Here is an 18,744-nt window from a genome sequence, read left to right as displayed (position 1 = left end):
AAAAAATCACATTATGAAAAAGCAATTTATTTTTTTAGGAACTTTACTTTTATCCTTAACTTCTATGCATGCTCAAAATCGGTCTGATGGAACTGTTTTACCATTCACGGCGCCAGCCACGCCTCCCACTGCAACACAGCAACTTCTTACAAACGAGGTTTTTCGTTTCTTACCAGGAATAGTAACTCAAGGAACAGCCTTTGGCTTTAATGATCAATGGTTTGCATTGGGCGAAATAACTTCAGGTCAAACTTTTTACGGAATGCGTTTTCAGCAAGCTAATAAAGGTTTAACAATGGGTTACACAAGTGCCACTCCAAATAAGCCTCGTATTGAATGGATTCACGATGGTGGATCAACAGCGGATTATTTAGAGTTCCGGGTTGGTAACGGTTTTGGTAGTCCAGGTAGTCCAGGAGCAAATACCTTGGTAGCTTCAATGTCACCTCGACAGGGTAATACATATTTTGGGGAAATAGACCGGTTAGGAAATCCTTTCGATGATAATTTTGATGATTCACCTAAGGTAGGTATTGCTACTCGGGGTCAATTAGGCTTTAAAATATTTAGTGACAACCAGTCATCTAGCATAGGCTCAAATATAGGAGCCGAAATTAGAGTAAGACATGTAAACACAGGTACTGGAATGAAAATAAATGTTGATCAAGGTCAAAGTTCAACGGGCATTTTTGCAAGCGTCATTAGTTCACAAAACTCAATAGGCGTGCATGCTCGAACAAATTCTAATACTACAAACAGCAGAGCAATTTTAGGCGATGCAGGAAGTACAGGTGGTAATCGATTTGCGGGTATGTTCAATGGTGATGTAATGATAACAGCTGGGACGTTCACAGTTTCCGATGGAAAATTGAAACAAAATGTTGTGAATGAGAAAAGCGCTCTTGAGAGAATTTCGTTACTTAGACCTGTGACATATACCTACAACCAAACAGATGGTATTGCGCTTTCGGAATTAGACCAACACGGTTTCATTTCACAAGAAATGGCAGAAGTATTCCCAGAATTAACCAAAGACGTAACTCAACCGGTTTTTGATGAAGACGGTAAAATAGTTTCAGATATATCTTACAAAGCAATCAACTATACAGGATTAATTTCTGTATTAACAGCTGGAATTCAAGAATTAAACACAGAACTTTCAGCAGTGCGCGATGAGTTAGCAGAATACAAAGCCAACGACAAAATAAGACAAAGTCTAGTTCAAGACAGTCGTGAATTAACAGATTACTCAATGGAGCAAAACATTCCAAATCCTTTTAATGATAGAACGGTGATTCGTTATCAATTGGCGCCTGAGGTTAATCAAGCTTCAATTACTATTTTCAACTTAAACGGAGGATTTGTGAAGGATTATCCAATTAACGAAAGCAAAGGAGAAGTTACAGTTTTGGCCTCTGAGATTGGTAAAGGAATGTTTATTTATTCACTTACAAGAAACGGACAAGAGATTATGTCTAAGCGAATGATTGTTAGGTAGTAGTGGGATTTTGACTTTGATAATGTGGTGGGGACGATTACTCCCTTTGGTCATGAGATCGCTTCGCTAAGTTTACGAATCGTCCTTACATTATCTCTTCGATTGATGATCTTTGCTTTGATGATGGAGCAGGGGACGATTTGCGAATCGCCCTTGTATCATCCCTTCGGATAACGATTTTTGTTTGTTGATGGAGTGTGAGGAGGTTTTGGATTCGTAATTTTTTAATGTTTTAAAATCATTCTACTTTTATCTGATATTTATTCAGTAATCCCACTACATTTTGTTGAGAAAACTGCGCTCCTTTCATTCTGTTTTTTTCCGGGTCAATAGAAAGATTGATGGCTGTTCTAAAATCAGCCTTGGCTAAAGTACAATTGGTAAATGTTGCTCCAGAAATATCACTTTCATCAAAAAGGGCTGAAGTTAAATTGCAATCGGTAAAATCTACTTCTTGTAATTTGCAGTATGAAAATGAAGTTTTGACCAATTTATTGGAGAAAAAAGAGGAGTGATTCAACTGACAATTATCAAAAGATACTTGAAAAAGAAAATCGCTGCATTCATCAAATTGAATTCCAAGCATTTTACAATTGTTAAACCGAACATCTTGAAGTCCTGCACCACCTAGCTTAACACCAGTTAAATTACAATCAATAAATTCACAATCAATAAAACGGATATTGGTTAAATCAGAATTCGAAAAGTTACAATTTTTAAAAGTACAGATTTCATAATCTCCTCGCTCTAAGAATTCTAAGGTAAAATCTTCTTTTTCGAATGTTTCTTCTTCAACAAAATGTGCCATTTCTTGCGTTTTGGTTTAAATACAAAGTTAAGCGAAGAGTAAGTGAAAGCAAATAAAACAATGGAAATAAAGCATGGGCGGAATTAATCTTTGTTCTTTCACTTTTCACCTTCACCACTCTGAGGCGATTCCTCGGAATTTAACTATTTTCGTGCAGGAAAATTTAATTTCAACTATGGAGGTGAATACGGTAATTCAGGAAATGAGAGAACTCTTGCGATTGGAAGAGGAAACGCAAGAAAAAAAATGGTTTGAAAAGGATGTTTCTCTTAAAGAATTACGGAAAGAAGGAGCAATTCTTCATCCTGTGAAAATTCAAAATAAAAGCTTCGGATATACAGATCAGCCTGTGATTACTGTGACTTTTCATACGCCGGGGGGAGTCAATAATTCTTTTTATAGTCAAGGAACTCCAGTGGCTGTTTTCCTGCCTTCTTCAAATGCAATTTGTAATGGGCAATTGCTTTCCATTTCAGATAGAAAAGCAGAAGTTTTACTGTACACCGACGATTTTCCAGATTGGATTGACGAAAAGAATATCGGAATTAAAAGATTGCCAGATAATCGCACTTTTCAGATGATGCATGGTGTTTTAAAACGCATTGTTAAAGGTGAAGACAAAGCAATTAAACAGCTTTTTGAATATGTCCATGGAATAAAAAAGCAAAAAGAGCTTGAAAATGCTGAATTGAACATTAATGTTGGAGACCATTTGAATGAATTTCAAGTGAAAGCGGTGGAGAACGGAATGTGTGATTCGCAATTACAAATTATTCACGGACCTCCGGGAACTGGGAAAACCACTACAATTGTAGCGCTAATTCAAGCACTACGAAAGCAAGGGTTAAGCATTGTGGCTTCGGCTCCTAGTAATGCAGCCGTGGATCATTTGGCGCAGCAACTACTGAACAGCGGATTGAAAGTTTTGCGTTTAGGGAACACTGCGAAAGTCAACAAAGTGGTTTGGGAGCATACGCCAGAAGGAATTTTGAGCGATGACAAATACAGCAAGAAAATAAAAAGATTAAAAATTCAAGAAGCAGAATACCGTAAAATGGCGCATCAATATAAGCGCAGTTTTGGGAAATCAGAACGAGAACAACGTAAACTTTTGTTTAATGAAGTTTATGCAATTCGCGATCAGATTAAGAATTTATCTTCAGCTTATTTGGCTCAGTTTTTTGATGCTGCGGATGTGATTTTGGGAACACCAATTGGCTTGATGGACAAAATGTTACTCAATAAGAAATTTGATGTGGCTTTTCTAGATGAAGCTGGGCAATGCATAGAGCCTTTGGCTTGGTTGGTTTTAGAGAAAGGGAATCGTGCGATTTTAAGTGGAGATCATTTGCAACTTCCACCAACCGTGATCAGCGAAGAGGCGGCTAGAAAAGGTTTGTCTACTTCAGTTTTAGAAAGAGCAATTGACGCTGGTGTTCAAAGTGATTTGTTGGGAATTCAGTACCGAATGACTCCAGAAATTGCTGGTTTTTCATCTAATTATTTCTACGAGGGAAAATTGCAAAGTCATGCAGCCTCTGTTCCGGAATCTATGATTTTCTATGATACTGCCGGCGCAGGTTTCGATGAAAAAAGACAAGAAAATAGTCGAAGTACTTCAAATCCCGAAGAATTAAGAATAGTAAGAGAAAATGCGGAAAACTGGATAGAAAAAGGACAATCGGCGGTATTTATTTCACCCTATTCGAGTCAAGTTGAATTAGCAAAAGAAGAGTTGAAGGATATTGTAGTAAGCACAATTGATTCTTTCCAAGGTCAAGAAGCTGATGTGATTATTTTAAGTCTAGTGAGAAGTAATCCCGAAGGAAAAATTGGATTTTTATCAGATTATCGAAGAATGAATGTCGCACTTACCAGAGCCAAAAAGAAACTAATCGTCATAGGAGACTCTGCAACCTTAGCCAATGATAAATTTTATAAGGAGTTTGTTGAATATGTTGAAGAGATAAGAGGATATCGAAGTGTTTTTGAACTTAATTTTTAAACCATATACTAGGGGAGAAGTTTGAAAAATTACGAACAGTTACGGTGAGGAGCAGAGATTCGCAGAGAAAAAGATAGAAAGGGAACGTGAAGTAAAGAGGTAAAAGTTTTAAACAAAAAAAAGTAGAGAATGAATCCTCTACTTTATTTATCATTTTTATCTCCGCGTAACTCTGCCTCTCGGCGCACCTTTGCGTAATTTTTCTTCCTTAATACTCAAATAGCTCCTGCAGTGCCTCTCCAACTTTATCTGCATTAGGCAACAGAGCAAATTCTAAGTCGCTGTGTAAAGGAATTGCTGGTGTGTCAATCGAACCAACAATAGAAACTGGCGCATCCAAATACTCGAAACATTCTCTTTGAATTCTACCCGCTAATCCCAAAGTGAAACTCGCTTCGATAGATTCTTCAGTCACCAACATCACTTTACTGTGTTTTTTCGCTGCTGCATAAATAGTGTCGGTATCCAATGGACTCAATGTTCTTAAATCAATGATTTCAACTGCTCCAGGATGGTTTTTTGCTGCTTTTGTAGCCCAATAAACTCCCATTCCGTAAGTGATAATGACAACACTTTCTCCACTGTCAATTTTCTCTTGATCTGCTTCTTGAACGATTCTTGCTTTTCCGATTGGAACAACGTAATCTTCATCAGGTTCAACAGACATTGCGCCTTCTGTTCCTTTTATTTTCGACCAATACAAACCTTTATGTTCTAAAAGTAAAACTGGGTTTGGATCGTAATAAGCTGCTTTCATTAATCCTTTCAAATCTGCACCAGTAGAAGGATAAACCACTTTAATTCCACGAATGTTTGTAACAACAGATTCTACACTTGAAGAATGGTAAGGTCCTCCAGAACCATAAGCTCCAATTGGAACACGAATTACAGAACTTACAGGCCATTTCCCATTCGAAAGGTAATTGCTTCGGCTCAATTCTGTAAACAATTGATTCAGTCCAGGCCAAATGTAATCGGCAAATTGAACTTCAACAATTGGTTTTAATCCTACAGCCGACATTCCAACGGTGCTTCCAATAATGAAAGCTTCCATAATTGGAGTGTTAAATACGCGGTTATCTCCAAATTTCTTTCCTAAAGTGGCTGCTTCTCTGAAAACTCCACCTAGTCTAGCTCCAACATCTTGTCCGTACAATAGGGCTTCAGGGTGTTTTTCCATTAGTTCACGTACCGCAAACAAAGCACAATCTACCATTACGGTTTTTTGTTTTCCTTTTGGCTCACGCACACCTTTTTCTTCGGTGATTGGCGTTGGTGCAAAATAATGATTTGTTATACTTGCTGGGTCTGGATCTTCAGCGTTTTTAGCTTCTTCGTAAACTTGGTCAACCAACTTTTTAGTCTTCGCTTCAATATTCACCAAATCCGCTTCATCAACTCCAACTGACCTAGCGAGGTCTTTAATTTTTGGGTAAGGATCTCTTGTCGCATGGTCGTCTAAATCATCGCGATAAAACTCTTTTCGAACACCAGAAGTATGGTGACCTAATAATGGAACTTTCGCATGAATTAAAAACGGACGACGTTCAGTTCTAATTAATTTTAATACTTTTTGAATGGTATTGTATGATTCTTCAAAGTCAGACCCATCAATAGAAAATACCTCAACACCTTTAAATCCACGCGCGTAATACGCCATGTCTTGTGCTCGGATTTCCTCTGCACTTGCCGAAATATCCCATTCATTGTCTTGCACCAAATACAAAATTGGTAGCTGTTTTAAGGCTGCCATTTGAAGCGCTTCAGAAAACTCTCCTTCGGTACAAGCAGCATCTCCAATTGAACAAACTGCAACTGGGTTTTCGCCATTTAAATCTTCCGCTAATCCCTCAATTTCTTTGTATTGCATTCCCATCGCAACTCCTGTCATTGGAATAGCTTGCATTCCTGTAGCTGATGATTGATGTGGGATTTTTGGCATGTCTTCTCTTTTCAAAGAAGGATGCGAGTAATATGTTCTTCCTCCCGAAAAAGGATCATCTTTTTTAGCAAATAAGTCGAGCATTAACTCATAAGGAGTAATTCCCATTCCGAGTAAAATACTGTCGTCTCTGTAATAGGGGGCAACAAAATCCTGAGGTTTTAATTGCATTCCTAAAGCCAATTGTATAGCCTCATGTCCACGTGATGTTGCGTGTACATATTTACTGGTTATTTCTTTATTGTCCTCATACTTTTCTGCCAGTGTTTTTGCAGTGCACATTAACTCAAATCCTTTGAGTACTGTTGTTTTATCGATCTTAACTGTGTTTTTTTTGGCTGTATTTGTATTTGGCATATTTCGTATTTTTGGATGGCTAAGATAATGATATTTTTTTGATTTTCTATCATTATCGATACGCTCGTAACAAATGCCCAAAAAACATATCTTTTCCAGTAGATGTCTTTTTCCATAGTTCAGAGGCTTCTACTTTTTTGAAGTTTTTCTTCGCGTAATAATTGATTTCTTTCAACTTTACCTTTGGAGAATACGTGTTGAGAATCAATAATCCTCCTGGGTGCAATAAATGTGAAGCTAAATCAATTAATTCTTCAAGTTTTTGCTCAATTTTCCATTTTTCATTTTTTGCACCAATTCCATAAGCTGGAGGGTCCATCACAATTAAATGGTATCTGTTTTCTCTTTTAAATTCACGAGAAGCATATTTTAGTGCGTCTTCATGCATCCATCTAATATCTTTTAATCCTGAGGATTCCATGTTTGATTTTGCCCAAGAAATAAGTTGCTTTACAGAATCAACATGTGTAACTTCTGCTCCTTTAGCTCTTGCAGCAATTGAGGCAGCACCGGTGTATGCAAAAAGATTGAGCATTTTCATTCCAGGCTTTTTCAAGTGATTTGAAATTAAATCCCAGTTCGTTGCTTGTTCTGGGAAAAGTCCTACATGTTTAAATTTTGTAGTTTCAAGCTTGAATGTCAATTCTTTGTAATTGATTTTCCAATCTTCTAAAGGGACTTTCTTAAGCCTTGTCCAGTTTCCTGAGGTATTACTTTTTGGAACGAATTCTAAATGGGCTTTCGCTTTCCATTCGGCTTCAGGCATCACAGGTTTAAAGTAGGCTTGCCTTTCTGGACGAATAGTCACAATGTTTCCCCAGCGCTCTAGCTTTTTTTCGTTTCCAGCATCGATAAGTTCGTAATCCGACCAATCCGTACTGTATGTTTTTTCAGCCATTATTTTTCCTTCTTGTTTTGGTCTTCCAATTCCTTATGGACGATTTGTAGTGATTTGTAAAATTCTTCTCCGTAAGCTCTAGTGAGTGGAGCTTTTAAAAATTGATAAACAGGTACGTTTAATGATTCTCCTAAAACACAACCAGGTGCGCAAATATCGATTTCCTCATAGTTTAGTGCTGTAAAACTCTCGTATTCTTTAGCACGAATAGGGTATAATTCGCATGAAATTGGTTTTTTCCAATCTACATCGCCTGCACGATAAGCTTGCTCGATGGTACATTTCGTAGTTCCATCGGGATCATAAGAAACGAATGCACAGGCTCCGCCTTCAACCAAACTTGTTACTGGTTCTCCAAAGTCATCCAAATAAGAAACGCCATCTTTCTCAACTTTTTCTATTCCTTCTTTGGTCATGTAGGGTTTAACTTTAGGAAAAATCTCCTCCATGATTTTAATTTCATCGGCTTTCAAAGGAGCTCCCGCGTCACCTTCTACACAACAAGCACCTTTGCATTTCGATAAGTCACACACAAATTTGCGCGAAAACAACTCATCTGTTACAATTTTATCATCAATCTCTATTAACATGCGGCAAATTTACCGAAAGGAAATGATGTTGCATGAATTATAGTGTGAATTGTTTGATGGAAGCTGTTCCGATAGTATCTTAGAATGATAAAAAAAGTCATGAGTCCCTCCATTTATTCCAAATGAAGTTTGGTTTTTAAGCTGTTTAGTGTTTGGATCCTCTTCTTATTGTATTCTGTTTTGCACAAAAAGTAAAAAGCTAAACCTCCTTGTGCACCATCTTTGGAAAGGTAATCTTCTATTTTGCACATTTCTTCGGTATATTTCTGCCAAGCTTCATTCGCATTTAATAGGTGTTGTTTAAAAACTTGCGATTCTTCACTTTCAAGGCTGTCCAATTGTGAAATTATAGAATTAAAAACCCGTTTTACATTTTTGCTTGTGCTAGAAGCATTGTATGCTATTTCTGCACGAACTTCCATGTTGTTTTTTACATGAGTTGTATCGCCTTTTTCTTGCGTATTCCCTAATAACGGTAAGAAGAGTAGAAGTAAAAAAGAAAAGCTTTTAGAAAGTTGTAAGTTCATAATAGACTTTGTTTTTATCTGAAATCAATTATTCTGTTTTATGGATCAATTGAGATTTCGCTTGTATTTTATACGAAATATTGTTTTCCTCATTTTTAAAAACACAAACCACATCAACTTTTGTATTGGTTTCCCACTTTGGACCATTAGTCACCATTCCCGCAAGGATATAGGAAGGACTTTTTTCTGTGGTCTCATATTTTGAAGTATAGATTTCATTGTCTTTTATGATATAAACCCGTTCTAAAGAGAAAGATTTGGGAATGTCCAAACTATCCGTTTCTATGAGTTGAGTCAGCGCAGCCAATTGGCTTCCATTGGGTTCGGAAGGAGGGAAGAAATCACGCCATATGAAAGTAGAAAGCTCATAGTTTTGAGTGTCAATTTGGATTGTCTCTGGATAACTTCGTAATTTTTGGGCCAGCTCTGAATTTTCTGCAATAGCGCCGTTTTCTTCATTTTTAGTACAAGCAAAAGAAAGAAATACGATTAGAAATAAAAAGAAGTAAATTTTCATAATTGTGTTTTAGCGTGTAAATGTAATTCGAAATTCTGATATGACAAAAGTAAGTGCTTTGAGTATAGCGCATTATACTGTTTTGAATTCTATCTGCTTTTCTGAAATTGGTCTTTTATTTTTCAAAGGATGTAATCCCTGCAGTTCAATTTGTAAAATATATTCATTTCTTCCTATATTTATCGAAAATACGAGAGATATGGTAAAAAATACGAAATTTTTATTTGCAGCATTGGCAGGATTGATGATTTCAAGCTGCGCAGGGAATACAGAAGAGGCAGAAACAGCTGAAGTGGTAACTGAGCAAGAAGAAAAGTGTGTTTACAGTTATTCGAATGAAGGTACTGTACTTAATTTTACAGCGTTTAAATTTTTAAGCAAAGCTGGTGTAGGAGGATCTTTTACTGAAATTAATGTGAGTGGTGGACAGGAAAATGAAAGTGCTGTTCAATTGATCGAAAATTTAAGTTTTGAAATTCCAATTTCAAGCATCGCAACAAAGGACAAAGGGAGGGATGCTAAGATTCAGGAATACTTTTTTGGTTCGATAAATACTGAAATGTTGTCGGGAGAGGTGTTAAAATTAAACGCAGAGAACAGCGTAGCAACCTTGTCCATTAAAATGAATGGAGTTACCAAAAATGTGAATGGAGATTACACGCTTGACGAAGGGGGTAAATTTACTTTTAATTCTGAAATTAATGTGAACGATTGGGAGGCACAGAAAGGAATTGAAGCGCTTAATGAAGAATGTAAAGATCTTCACACGGATTATGCAAATGGTGATACAGAATCGAAATTATGGCCAGATGTAGCGCTTTCATTTGAGATGAAGCTAAAAAAGGACTGTAAGTAATTTATCCTTATTTATTGCAGAAAAGCCAGGGCGTGCTCTGGCTTTTTTGTTTTATTGAAATAAATATCAAAATTTAATAATAATTTTGTCGGTTTTGAGTTAATTACTAGGGAGTAGAAGAAATTTATGAAACGTATTAAAAACAAACGTACAAAACTAGAAGCTTTAGTAGCATTTTTTGCTCTATTTCTGATAATTGGCGCATGTTCGACAGAAAAGAACACTTTTGTTACACGTACTTATCACAGTACCACAGCAAAATATAATGGTTATTTTAATGCCAAAGAACTCATAAGGATTGGCTTAGAAGACTACCGTAAAAATTACAGGGAGGATTTTAATGAAGTTTTACCGATTGAACTAATGCCCAACGAGGAAGATGTGGTAGATTTTTATCCGGTTGTTGATACAGCAATTGCCAAGTGTCAAACCGTGATTTCGAAACACAGTATGCCTACTTCTTCAAAGCCATCTAAAAAGAAAACAGAATACGCCAGATGGATAGATCAAAACTGGTTTATTATTGGTTACGCCAATTACATTCGACGAGATTATGAAGAAGCGTTAAAGAATTTTGAATACATCCGTAAATTTTATGTTGACCGCCCAAGTACTTATACTGGCCAATTGTGGGAAGCAAAAACTTACATTAAAATGGGGAACCTTACGGAGGCGACGCGAGCTATACAGAAACTAGAGAACAGAACCGACAAAGTAATTCAAGCCAATGCTGAAAAGCCAGCGAAGAAGAAAAAGAAAAAGCTGAAATATGTAAAAAGTAAAAGTTCAGATGACGAAATACCAGAAATTCCAAAAGATTTTGATTTCGAACTCGCCAAAGCAAAAGCCATGTTGGCGCTCGCTAAAAAAGATGCTGCCCTTGCAATTGAACAGCTAAGAATAGCGTTAGAAAAAGCACCGCGAAAAGAAGATAAAGCCCGATTGAGTTTTATTCTGGGGCAGCTATTAGAAAATGATGGAAACCCAGAGGCAAGAAAGTTTTATTCGCAAAGCATCAAAAAGAATGCTCCTTTTGAAATGAGTTTTAATGCCAAAATCAACAGAGCGGTGGTGAGTGATCTTAATGATCAAGCCATGATTGAAGAATTGGAAGAATTGGCAGAAGAAGAGAGGTATTTAGAATTTAGAGACCAAATCTATTATGCAATGGCCAAGGTGGAATTGGGTCGAAATGACAGAACGATTGCTAAATATGACTTATCAAAATCTGTATTTTATTCATTAAATAACCCCCGCCAGAAGGGAGTGAGTTATGAAAAGTTGGGAGACTTATCTTTTGAAGAGAAGAATTATATTTTTGCTCAACGTTATTACGATAGCTCTGCGAATGTCATTCCAGAATCTTATTTCAACTATGAAGTGATTAAAAATAAAGCCGATAAACTGGCTAACCTTGTAAGAGATATTGATGTTATTGCTTTTGAAGATAGTGTTCAGAAAATCGCGAAAATGAGCGAGAAAGATCGCGAACAATTTGTGAAAGATGTTATCAAGCAAATTGAAAAAGAAGAACAGGAGAGAAAGGAAAGGGAAGCTTTGCGTGCCGAGCAAATGCGTAAACTTCAGCAAACCTATGCAGAGCAAAACCAAAAGACTGGAAGTAAATGGTATTTCTCTAATCCAAAGGCTACAAAAGAAGGTTTAGAAGAGTTTAGAAGAATTTGGGGACAAAGAGAAAACGAAGACTATTGGAGGTTAACCAGAAAACCTGAGAGAATCGCTTTCGACTTTGCAGAAAATGATTCTATTCCGCAAGATTCACTGACCAATAAAGGCGGAGATGATGCTAATTTGGCCGCAAATGAATTAACGGTTGAGGGATTAATGGTTGATATTCCTTTAACGGATTCATTAATGGCTTTAAGTAATGAACGCTTACTGGAAGCATTGTATAGTTCTGGTATGATCTACAAAGAACAATTGGATGAAACTCAAATGGGAGCTGTTCAATTTCAACGTGTGATAGATCACGATATCGAAAACGAGCATAATGTGATGTCTGCATTTCAACTTTATCTGATAAATGAAAACAGTTCAAAAGCGGGACAATACGAGTCTTATATTGTCAATAATTATCCTAATTCAGATTATGCCAATTATTTAAGAGATCCAGATTACTTTATAAAAAAGAAGGAACGTGATGCTTTGGCTTTAAAAGATTATTTGAGGTCTGTTACCCGTTTTGAGCAGGGATTGTTTTACCCCGTGATTTTGAAAGCTGAAAAGGTGATAGAACAAGAGCCCAAGAATGTATTCAGAAAAGAGTACTTTCTATTGAAGGCGATGGCAATGGGACAAATTAATAGCGACAAGACGTCTTTGTTGCCTGTATTGGAGCAAGCAATTACAGAATATCCTGAAACTGATGTGGCCGTTAGGGCTCAGGAATTAATTGATTTAATTAATGATGGAGTTCCCGCTTTTGAGCAGTTTACTGTTGCAGAAGCCGAGTTATTCTCGCTTGATTCAAAGGAATTTTACACCTTAGTCTTTCTAGATAAATCACAAAACAGCAATAGTTCAGCGAATAGTGTTTCAAATTTCAATAGAGACTATTTTAGCCGACTTCGATTGTCGACTTCTTCGCAAATCTATGATAAAAACACTAACTTTGTAATGATAAAAGATTTCAAAACTGTTGGTGAGGCAAAAGATTACATACGTGATTTTAAAAAAACGAAGCAACACATAGGGAATTTGAAGGACAATGAAATTTTGTTTATTTCAAGAGAAAACTTTAAAGTTATGTTGCAGAAGCTCAAGATAACTGAATATAGAGAATTCTTTAAAAATACATACAATTAATATTTTTGAATAATGTTTAAAGGCGATAAAGTTAAATCTAAACCAGAAAGTCCGGACAGGCTCAATAGATTGGTATCCGGTACCAAATTAGTAGGTGATTTAACAGCAAATAGTAGTCTTCGAGTTGATGGTGAAATTGTTGGGAATATTCAATGTAACGGAAAACTGGTCTTAGGACAAGAAGGTGTAATTGTTGGAGACATCAATGCAACAGAGGTCGAAATAGATGGTAAAGTGGAAGGGCAAATCAAGGCCGAAGTACTTCTGGTTTTACACCAAACAGCATCAATTATTGGAGATATTCAAACAGGTAGAATTGTAATTGAAGATGGAGCTCACGTTGAGGGTAACATTCAAACGGGTGAAGCGAGTAAAAGCAACAAGAACTTTTTGGGCAAGAACTCAAAACCAAATGGTAAGAAATTAGTGCCGACGGAGGCTGTTTGATGATGAAAATCAAAGATGAGGACAAAAAGCGAGTTGGAAATTATGTGAAATTTTCAGGAATCGCCATACAAATGGGAGTTCTCATCACTCTTGCAGCACTAGGGGGGAATTGGCTCGATGAAAAACAAAAAAATGAGTTTCCAATCTGGACGCTTGTTTTGACATTAGTAGCCATCTTCGGCTCACTTTATCAAATCATAAGAGAAGTAATAAAAATGGGTAAAGATGAAGATGATTCTAAAGGATAACTTGGTTTTTTTGATGTTTTTTGTTGGATTAGCATTAATCCACTATGGTTTATTTCAGATTTACCCAACGATGTATTTTGGCAATGAAATAATCCTATCATATACTGTTTTGTTTATCCTCAATAGTATAGGAGCAACAATATTTTACTTAGGAAACAACGGGTCTTTTAAAATCGAATTTGCACAGCTCTATTTAATTTTCACAACAATTCAAATGTTAGGGTGTTTTGCGTTTGCTGCATACTTAAAAATCGGATTTGAAGAAACCGCAAAACCAGCCCTAATTCAATTTGTAGTATTGTTTTTTGCTTCTCTTATTTTCCAAACGACTTATTTGGTAAAAACAAAGGTTAAATAACGACTTGTTTTATGTTGTTCGAGCTGCTAAGGTTTTAAATCCTTTTCTATCAGTGCTTGTAAGTGTTTTTAACGGTTAACAATGGTTATCCAGATGGAGCACCAATTTTTATTTTTTGAATTAAAGGTTATTTGTTTGCTCAATTTTCTGAATCCCTTGATATCAGTGCTTGTAAGTGTTTTTAACGGTTAACAATGGTTATCCAGATGGAGTACCAATTTTTATTTTTTGAATTAAAGGTTGTTTGTTTGCTCAAATTTCTGAATCCCTTGATATCAATGCTTGTAAGTGTTTTTAACGGTTAATAATGGTTATCCAGATGGAACACAAATTTTTACTCTTGGAATTAACGGTCTTATTGATTGCTCAAATATCTGAATCCCTTGGTGTCAGGGCTTGTAAGTGTTTTTAACGGTTAATAACCGGTCCTCCGAGGGAATTTCGATTTTGATTTTTGGAATTAACGAGTATATTGATTGCTCAAATTTCTGAATCCCTTGATATCAGTGCTTGTAAATGTTTTTAACGGTTAATAACGGATGTTCAGGGTAAGGGGAGCGCCAATTTTCACTCTTGAAATTAACGGTCTTATTGACTTCTCAAATTTATGAATCCCTTGGTGTCAGGTTTTGTAAGTGTTTTTAACGGTTAATAACGGATATTCAGGGTAAGGGGAGCGCCAATTTTTACTCTTGAAATTAAAGGTTGTTTGTTTGTTTGTTTGTTTGTTTGTTTGCTCAAATTTCTGAATCCCTTGATATCAATGCTTGTAAGTGTTTTTAACGGTTAATAATGGATATCCAGGTGGAGCACCAATTTTTATTTTTTGAATTAAAGGTTATTTGTTTGCTCAAATATCTGAATCCCTTGGTGTCAGGGCTTGTAAGTGTTTTTAACGGTTAATAACCGATATTAGTTAGACTCTTGGATTTAATTTTTTTTGGAATTAGCTGATTTCCAGTGTGCGGAACGCTGAGTAGTCTGTAATGACAGTGGCTATCCCTTTTAATAGTTGATACGAAATTCTATTGTGGCCTGAGTTAAATAGTCAGAAAAAAAACAATAATTCTAATTGCAGAAAATATTTTTGATTCAGCTTAAAGTTAACACCAAACCCAATTTTAAAACCATGCTTTAACCTTTGAGTTTTGTTTTAATTTGAATTACTTTGGATTTTTTAGACCAAAAAAAGGGTGGTTCCCTCATTTATGGGGAATTCCTTCATCAACATTATAAAAGGCCTGTTGTTGCAATCAAGTGACTTAGCTGAAGAGTCCCTTCTTCGGGTTATAACCAGATAACTAAAGTGCTAGTGAAACAATATTCGCTCAATAAACTTGTGTTAAAGCAAGTAACCGAAGTTAACTTGAATAATTCTGTTATTTTAGTTTTGCAATAATACCCGTTGTAGAAAATCCTTCTTCTAAAGAAATAGTAGCTACTTTCCCTCCTAAAGCCTTGATTTCATTTGCGCCTACGATGTATTTTGGGTCACTTTCATCGGTGGAGTCTGCATTATAATCTGCACCTTTCACTAAAACAGAAGGTTGTATAAAGTTAATAAGTTCTTTTGGCGTGTCATTGTCGAAAACTACTACTAAGTCTACTACTTGGAGTGAGGCGATAATTAAAGCACGGGATTCCTCATCATTTACAGGCCTCTCAGGAGCTTTGTTCAACCTTCTTACACTGTCGTCTGAATTAACGGCAACAACAAGGTACTTTCCTAAAGATGCCGCTTTGGCAAGGTAGGTTATGTGACCACGGTGCAAAATGTCAAAGCAACCGTTGGTGAAAACAACTTTTTTATCGTCATTCCTCCATGAGGAAATTATTGTTTTGGCTTCTGCTTGAGAAACTAGTTTATGCTTGATTTGCTCCCACTTTGTCATTGTCTTCTTTTTTATAATTTCTAGGTAATAACACCAAAGATAATAGTCCAAGTACAATCATCATAATGGTTTGCGATAACCAGATAATCATACCTAAGGCTTTTCCAATTCCCTCTGCTTGTTCTTTTGCTTCAAATTGATCGCCGATGAAATAAATCACTACAATTCCCACTAAATAGGGGTAAGCCCCAATTCCACCGCTGGTAAACATGAGTCCAAAAGTTCCTGCGATAAATCCTATTAGTACTCCATTGATGGGGAAATCTTGTGTTTGCTCAAAGGCCTTAAAACAAATTCCGAAAAATAAAAGGTACAATGCCCAAACCATTATGGTATAAAATATAAATTGAAAAGGATTTTTGGATTTTAAAATAGCGAATACACCATTCATTACGTCTTTAACGAATTCCGTGATTTTGTTCCTGAATTTCTCAATTTTCACCCAGAGAAGGGCAAACAATAATATTCCTCCAACGACTACGGATATTATTATATTTAAAATCCATTGTTTGCTTTCAGACTGCCCCCCGTCTTCTGGTGCGCCCTCAACGATAATGTCTTTGACCGCAATTAAATCATCAAAACTTAAAATTATGGTGGCTAAAAAAATAATTCCTAACATGACAAGGTCAAACATTCTTTCTGCAATGATTGTCCCAAAACTTTTGGAAAATGGAATACGGTCGGTTTGATAGAGTAGTGCGGGGCGCGTTGCTTCTCCGGCTCTTGGGATTAGTAGATTTACCAGATAGCCGATCATCATTGCGTGATAGCGATGCCAAAATTTAGTTTTATATCCGATGGGCTCTAGCATGTATCTCCATCGGTAAGCCCTGATGAGGTGACTACAAAAGCCTAGCGCCATGGATAACAAAATCCAGAAATAATTGGCTTCGCGTATAGCTTTGAAAAAAATATCTTTCGTGGCCGCATCCATTGCATTATAAAAATGCCAAGTCAAATAAATACCTATTGCTAAAGGGAAAACAACCTTGATAACCGATATGATTTTTTTATTGCTACTCTTCGCCATTCTAAATTCTATTTAAGTGCAACGAAGTTAAAATATTCTACTGATTTAATTTGAAAAAAAATGCCTATCCCATACTTTACCAGTAAATATATTTAACCCAACCATAATTTGATTCGGCGGTAAACTCACAAGATCCTTGGTAAATTTCTATTGATTTCGAAATAAACATGCGAAATATTTTTCACCTATCTTGCAATCTGAACAAAACCTTTCTTTTCAGACGCGTTTCCTCCTAAATCTGTAAATTGCAATTTATAAAAGTAAGTTCCATCAGAACATTCCGATCCACTGTTTTTGGTTTCCCCATTCCATTTGAAATCAACAGTTTTGCTTTCGAAGACCACATTTCCCCAACGGTTAAGAATTACAATGTCTAGGGAAAGGATATTGTCGTGATTTATCAGTTTGAAAAAATCATTTTCCCCATCCCCATTTGGAGTGAATATATTGGGTATTTCGTAAGTGACTTCAGGTTCCGTTATATTTATTATGGCGCTTATCGTGTCAGAACAGTTTTTATCGTCAAATGCCATTAAAGTTACTAAATAAGAGTTCGCTTCAATGTTGGGGAAAATATGAATTGGGTTTAAATCGAATGAATTGGCTGAATTATCTCCAAAATCCCAAATGTAAGAGTCTGCGTTTTGAGATGTGTTTATAAATTCAATTTCAGCATTTTGAGTAGTGCCCATATTTGGGTTTGAAGTGAAACTCGCAATTGGACCACTAATTTCAATTTCTACATCTGCTTGGTCATCGCAAGGTGCGTTTCCTAACGAATAAGTAAAAGTATAAATTCCCTCGCTTAAGGAAGTTGGGTCAAAAGTTCCCAGATGTCCTCCAGACAAAGTTACTGGCCCACTCCAAACCCCATTATCGTCGGGATTTCCTCCTAAAAACTCAAATAAATTAAAAGGAGTTGCAGCTGGACAAATTTCAATGGAATTGTTACTACCTGCGTCACTGTCTGTAATAGAAACGACAACATTTGCACTGGCTTGGCAAGGTGCGTTTCCAACAGTGTAAGTATAGGTTCCTGGGGTCATAGTATTAGGGTTGAAAGTGCCAAGATCTCCTCCTGTTAAATTAGAAGGTCCAGACCAAATTCCTCCGCTTACCGGATTTCCTCCCAGTTGATCAAATAAATTTGTAGTATTGGAAGAAGCACAAACATCTAATGTTCCGTTAGAACCAGCGTCAGGTGTTCCGCAGTTCACCGTAACATTGTCAATTCTCCAATATTCTGATGAAGCCCAGCACTGTACTGCGATTCTTAGTTGTAAACTATTTCCACTCGAAGGTATGCAGCCCGTTGCGTAATTCATATTTCCCACATCGTCTGAAGCTACAACATTGATACTCGCGCATGTTCCTCCGCAATAGTAGGAGTTATTAGGGTCAACCCATCCAGTTCCGTCAATGTTGTATTGGAAACGTACCCAATCTACGGACATGCAGTCTGTGTCGCAGCCTTCCATTGTGCCCACACTTTCAATATCAAAACTTACTTCAAAATTTCCACAGCTGGAAATATCGATAGGGGTATTGGTCATCCAAATAGCTTCTCCGTTGGTGTCTCTTCCTTCAAACGCGCCAGATTGAACTTCCCAGTGATCACCGCTTAAACATGTAGGACATGAAGAAGACCAATTCACACCGTTTGATGTACCAGAAGTTGTTCCGTCATTACCATTAAAGGATTCTTGAAAGATTGTTTGCGCGCTAATTGTAAAGCTTGTCAAAAGCAAAATAATTGAAAAACATACTTTTGTCACTAAGCTAAATTTATCTTTACCTACCATTTTTATTCTATTCTTATTTGCATCCAAAACCAACATTCATTTGTGAATTTTCAGAATTAGCGACCAGAATCTCCAAAATCTGAGCGTGCAAAGAAATGCAAAATATTTCTTGTGTTCATTAATTCATTGTTAATAATGAG

The 18,744-nt window shown here is 36.5% G+C and carries 16 protein-coding genes; 7 read left to right on the top strand and 9 right to left on the bottom strand.

Annotated elements, in window-relative coordinates; translation table 11 throughout:
- Positions 1 to 13: 13 nt before the first annotated feature.
- The gene (locus tag DIT68_RS09540) at positions 14 to 1,498 is read left to right on the top strand and encodes a tail fiber domain-containing protein (protein WP_109359570.1); all 1,485 of its coding nucleotides are present in this window, start codon (positions 14 to 16) and stop codon (positions 1,496 to 1,498) included.
- A gap of 238 nt (positions 1,499 to 1,736) precedes the next feature.
- Here DIT68_RS09540 and DIT68_RS09535 read toward each other — a convergent pair whose 3' ends face one another.
- Positions 1,737 to 2,306 (bottom strand): pentapeptide repeat-containing protein, encoded by a 570-nt coding sequence (locus DIT68_RS09535; protein ID WP_109359569.1) that lies wholly within the window; start codon positions 2,304 to 2,306, stop codon positions 1,737 to 1,739.
- 73 nt (positions 2,307 to 2,379) lie between these two features.
- Here DIT68_RS09535 and DIT68_RS09530 point away from each other — a divergent pair, with 73 nt between their 5' ends.
- The gene (locus DIT68_RS09530) at positions 2,380 to 4,311 is read left to right on the top strand and encodes an AAA domain-containing protein (RefSeq protein ID WP_109359568.1); all 1,932 of its coding nucleotides are present in this window, start codon (positions 2,380 to 2,382) and stop codon (positions 4,309 to 4,311) included.
- Between the two features lie 208 nt (positions 4,312 to 4,519).
- Here the strand turns inward: DIT68_RS09530 and DIT68_RS09525 are convergent, their stop codons facing one another.
- The 5 genes from DIT68_RS09525 to DIT68_RS09505 form a co-directional block, all read right to left on the bottom strand.
- Entirely contained in the window at positions 4,520 to 6,610 is a 2,091-nt protein-coding gene (locus tag DIT68_RS09525) for an alpha-ketoacid dehydrogenase subunit alpha/beta (protein ID WP_109359567.1), read from the bottom strand.
- A gap of 52 nt (positions 6,611 to 6,662) precedes the next feature.
- Positions 6,663 to 7,508: a class I SAM-dependent methyltransferase gene (locus tag DIT68_RS09520; RefSeq protein WP_109359566.1), complete on the bottom strand. Its 846-nt coding sequence runs from the start codon at positions 7,506 to 7,508 to the stop codon at positions 6,663 to 6,665.
- Positions 7,508 to 8,098, bottom strand: coding sequence for a DUF3109 family protein (locus DIT68_RS09515; RefSeq protein WP_109359565.1), 591 nt, complete (start codon positions 8,096 to 8,098; stop codon positions 7,508 to 7,510). Before DIT68_RS09515 ends, DIT68_RS09520 begins: the two co-directional genes overlap by 1 nt.
- 113 nt (positions 8,099 to 8,211) lie before the next feature.
- Entirely contained in the window at positions 8,212 to 8,625 is a 414-nt protein-coding gene (locus DIT68_RS09510) for a lysozyme inhibitor LprI family protein (protein ID WP_109359564.1), read from the bottom strand.
- Positions 8,626 to 8,653: 28 nt separating this feature from the next.
- Positions 8,654 to 9,142, bottom strand: coding sequence for a hypothetical protein (locus DIT68_RS09505; RefSeq protein ID WP_109359563.1), 489 nt, complete (start codon positions 9,140 to 9,142; stop codon positions 8,654 to 8,656).
- Positions 9,143 to 9,182: 40 nt separating this feature from the next.
- On the opposite strand from DIT68_RS09505, the gene DIT68_RS09500 reads away from it, so the two are divergent.
- The 5 genes from DIT68_RS09500 to DIT68_RS09480 all read left to right on the top strand — a co-directional run bounded on the left by DIT68_RS09500 (position 9,183) and on the right by DIT68_RS09480 (position 13,877).
- Complete coding sequence (locus DIT68_RS09500; protein WP_109359562.1) at positions 9,183 to 9,998, top strand: YceI family protein; 816 nt, start codon at positions 9,183 to 9,185, stop codon at positions 9,996 to 9,998.
- A 126-nt stretch (positions 9,999 to 10,124) separates the two neighbouring features.
- Entirely contained in the window at positions 10,125 to 12,824 is a 2,700-nt protein-coding gene (gene porW, locus DIT68_RS09495; RefSeq protein WP_109359561.1) for a type IX secretion system periplasmic lipoprotein PorW/SprE, read from the top strand.
- Positions 12,825 to 12,836: 12 nt separating this feature from the next.
- The gene (locus DIT68_RS09490; protein ID WP_109359560.1) at positions 12,837 to 13,271 is read left to right on the top strand and encodes a bactofilin family protein; all 435 of its coding nucleotides are present in this window, start codon (positions 12,837 to 12,839) and stop codon (positions 13,269 to 13,271) included.
- Between the two features lie 2 nt (positions 13,272 to 13,273).
- Positions 13,274 to 13,519 carry an AtpZ/AtpI family protein gene (locus tag DIT68_RS09485; protein ID WP_199223403.1) on the top strand — a complete coding sequence of 82 codons (246 nt, stop codon included), beginning with the start codon at positions 13,274 to 13,276 and terminating at the stop codon, positions 13,517 to 13,519.
- A complete protein-coding gene (locus DIT68_RS09480) occupies positions 13,497 to 13,877 on the top strand; it encodes a hypothetical protein (protein WP_109359558.1) in 381 nt (126 codons plus the stop codon). Before DIT68_RS09485 ends, DIT68_RS09480 begins: the two co-directional genes overlap by 23 nt.
- Before the next feature lie 1,379 nt (positions 13,878 to 15,256).
- Here DIT68_RS09480 and rfaE2 read toward each other — a convergent pair.
- The 3 genes from rfaE2 to DIT68_RS09465 all read right to left on the bottom strand — a co-directional run bounded on the left by rfaE2 (position 15,257) and on the right by DIT68_RS09465 (position 18,577).
- The gene (rfaE2, locus tag DIT68_RS09475; RefSeq protein WP_109359557.1) at positions 15,257 to 15,769 is read right to left on the bottom strand and encodes a D-glycero-beta-D-manno-heptose 1-phosphate adenylyltransferase; all 513 of its coding nucleotides are present in this window, start codon (positions 15,767 to 15,769) and stop codon (positions 15,257 to 15,259) included.
- A complete protein-coding gene (locus DIT68_RS09470) occupies positions 15,741 to 16,802 on the bottom strand; it encodes a lysylphosphatidylglycerol synthase transmembrane domain-containing protein (RefSeq protein WP_109359556.1) in 1,062 nt (353 codons plus the stop codon). The genes rfaE2 and DIT68_RS09470 overlap by 29 nt, the downstream gene beginning before the upstream one ends.
- A gap of 185 nt (positions 16,803 to 16,987) precedes the next feature.
- Positions 16,988 to 18,577 carry a T9SS type B sorting domain-containing protein gene (locus DIT68_RS09465; protein ID WP_158276157.1) on the bottom strand — a complete coding sequence of 530 codons (1,590 nt, stop codon included), beginning with the start codon at positions 18,575 to 18,577 and terminating at the stop codon, positions 16,988 to 16,990.
- Positions 18,578 to 18,744 lie beyond the last annotated feature (167 nt).

The organism is Brumimicrobium oceani, assembly GCF_003143775.1.
GTDB classification, from domain to species: domain Bacteria; phylum Bacteroidota; class Bacteroidia; order Flavobacteriales_D; family Crocinitomicaceae; genus Brumimicrobium; species Brumimicrobium oceani.
The sequence above is the reverse complement of the archived record's forward strand: the minus strand, read 5'-3'. Positions and strand labels throughout refer to the sequence as shown.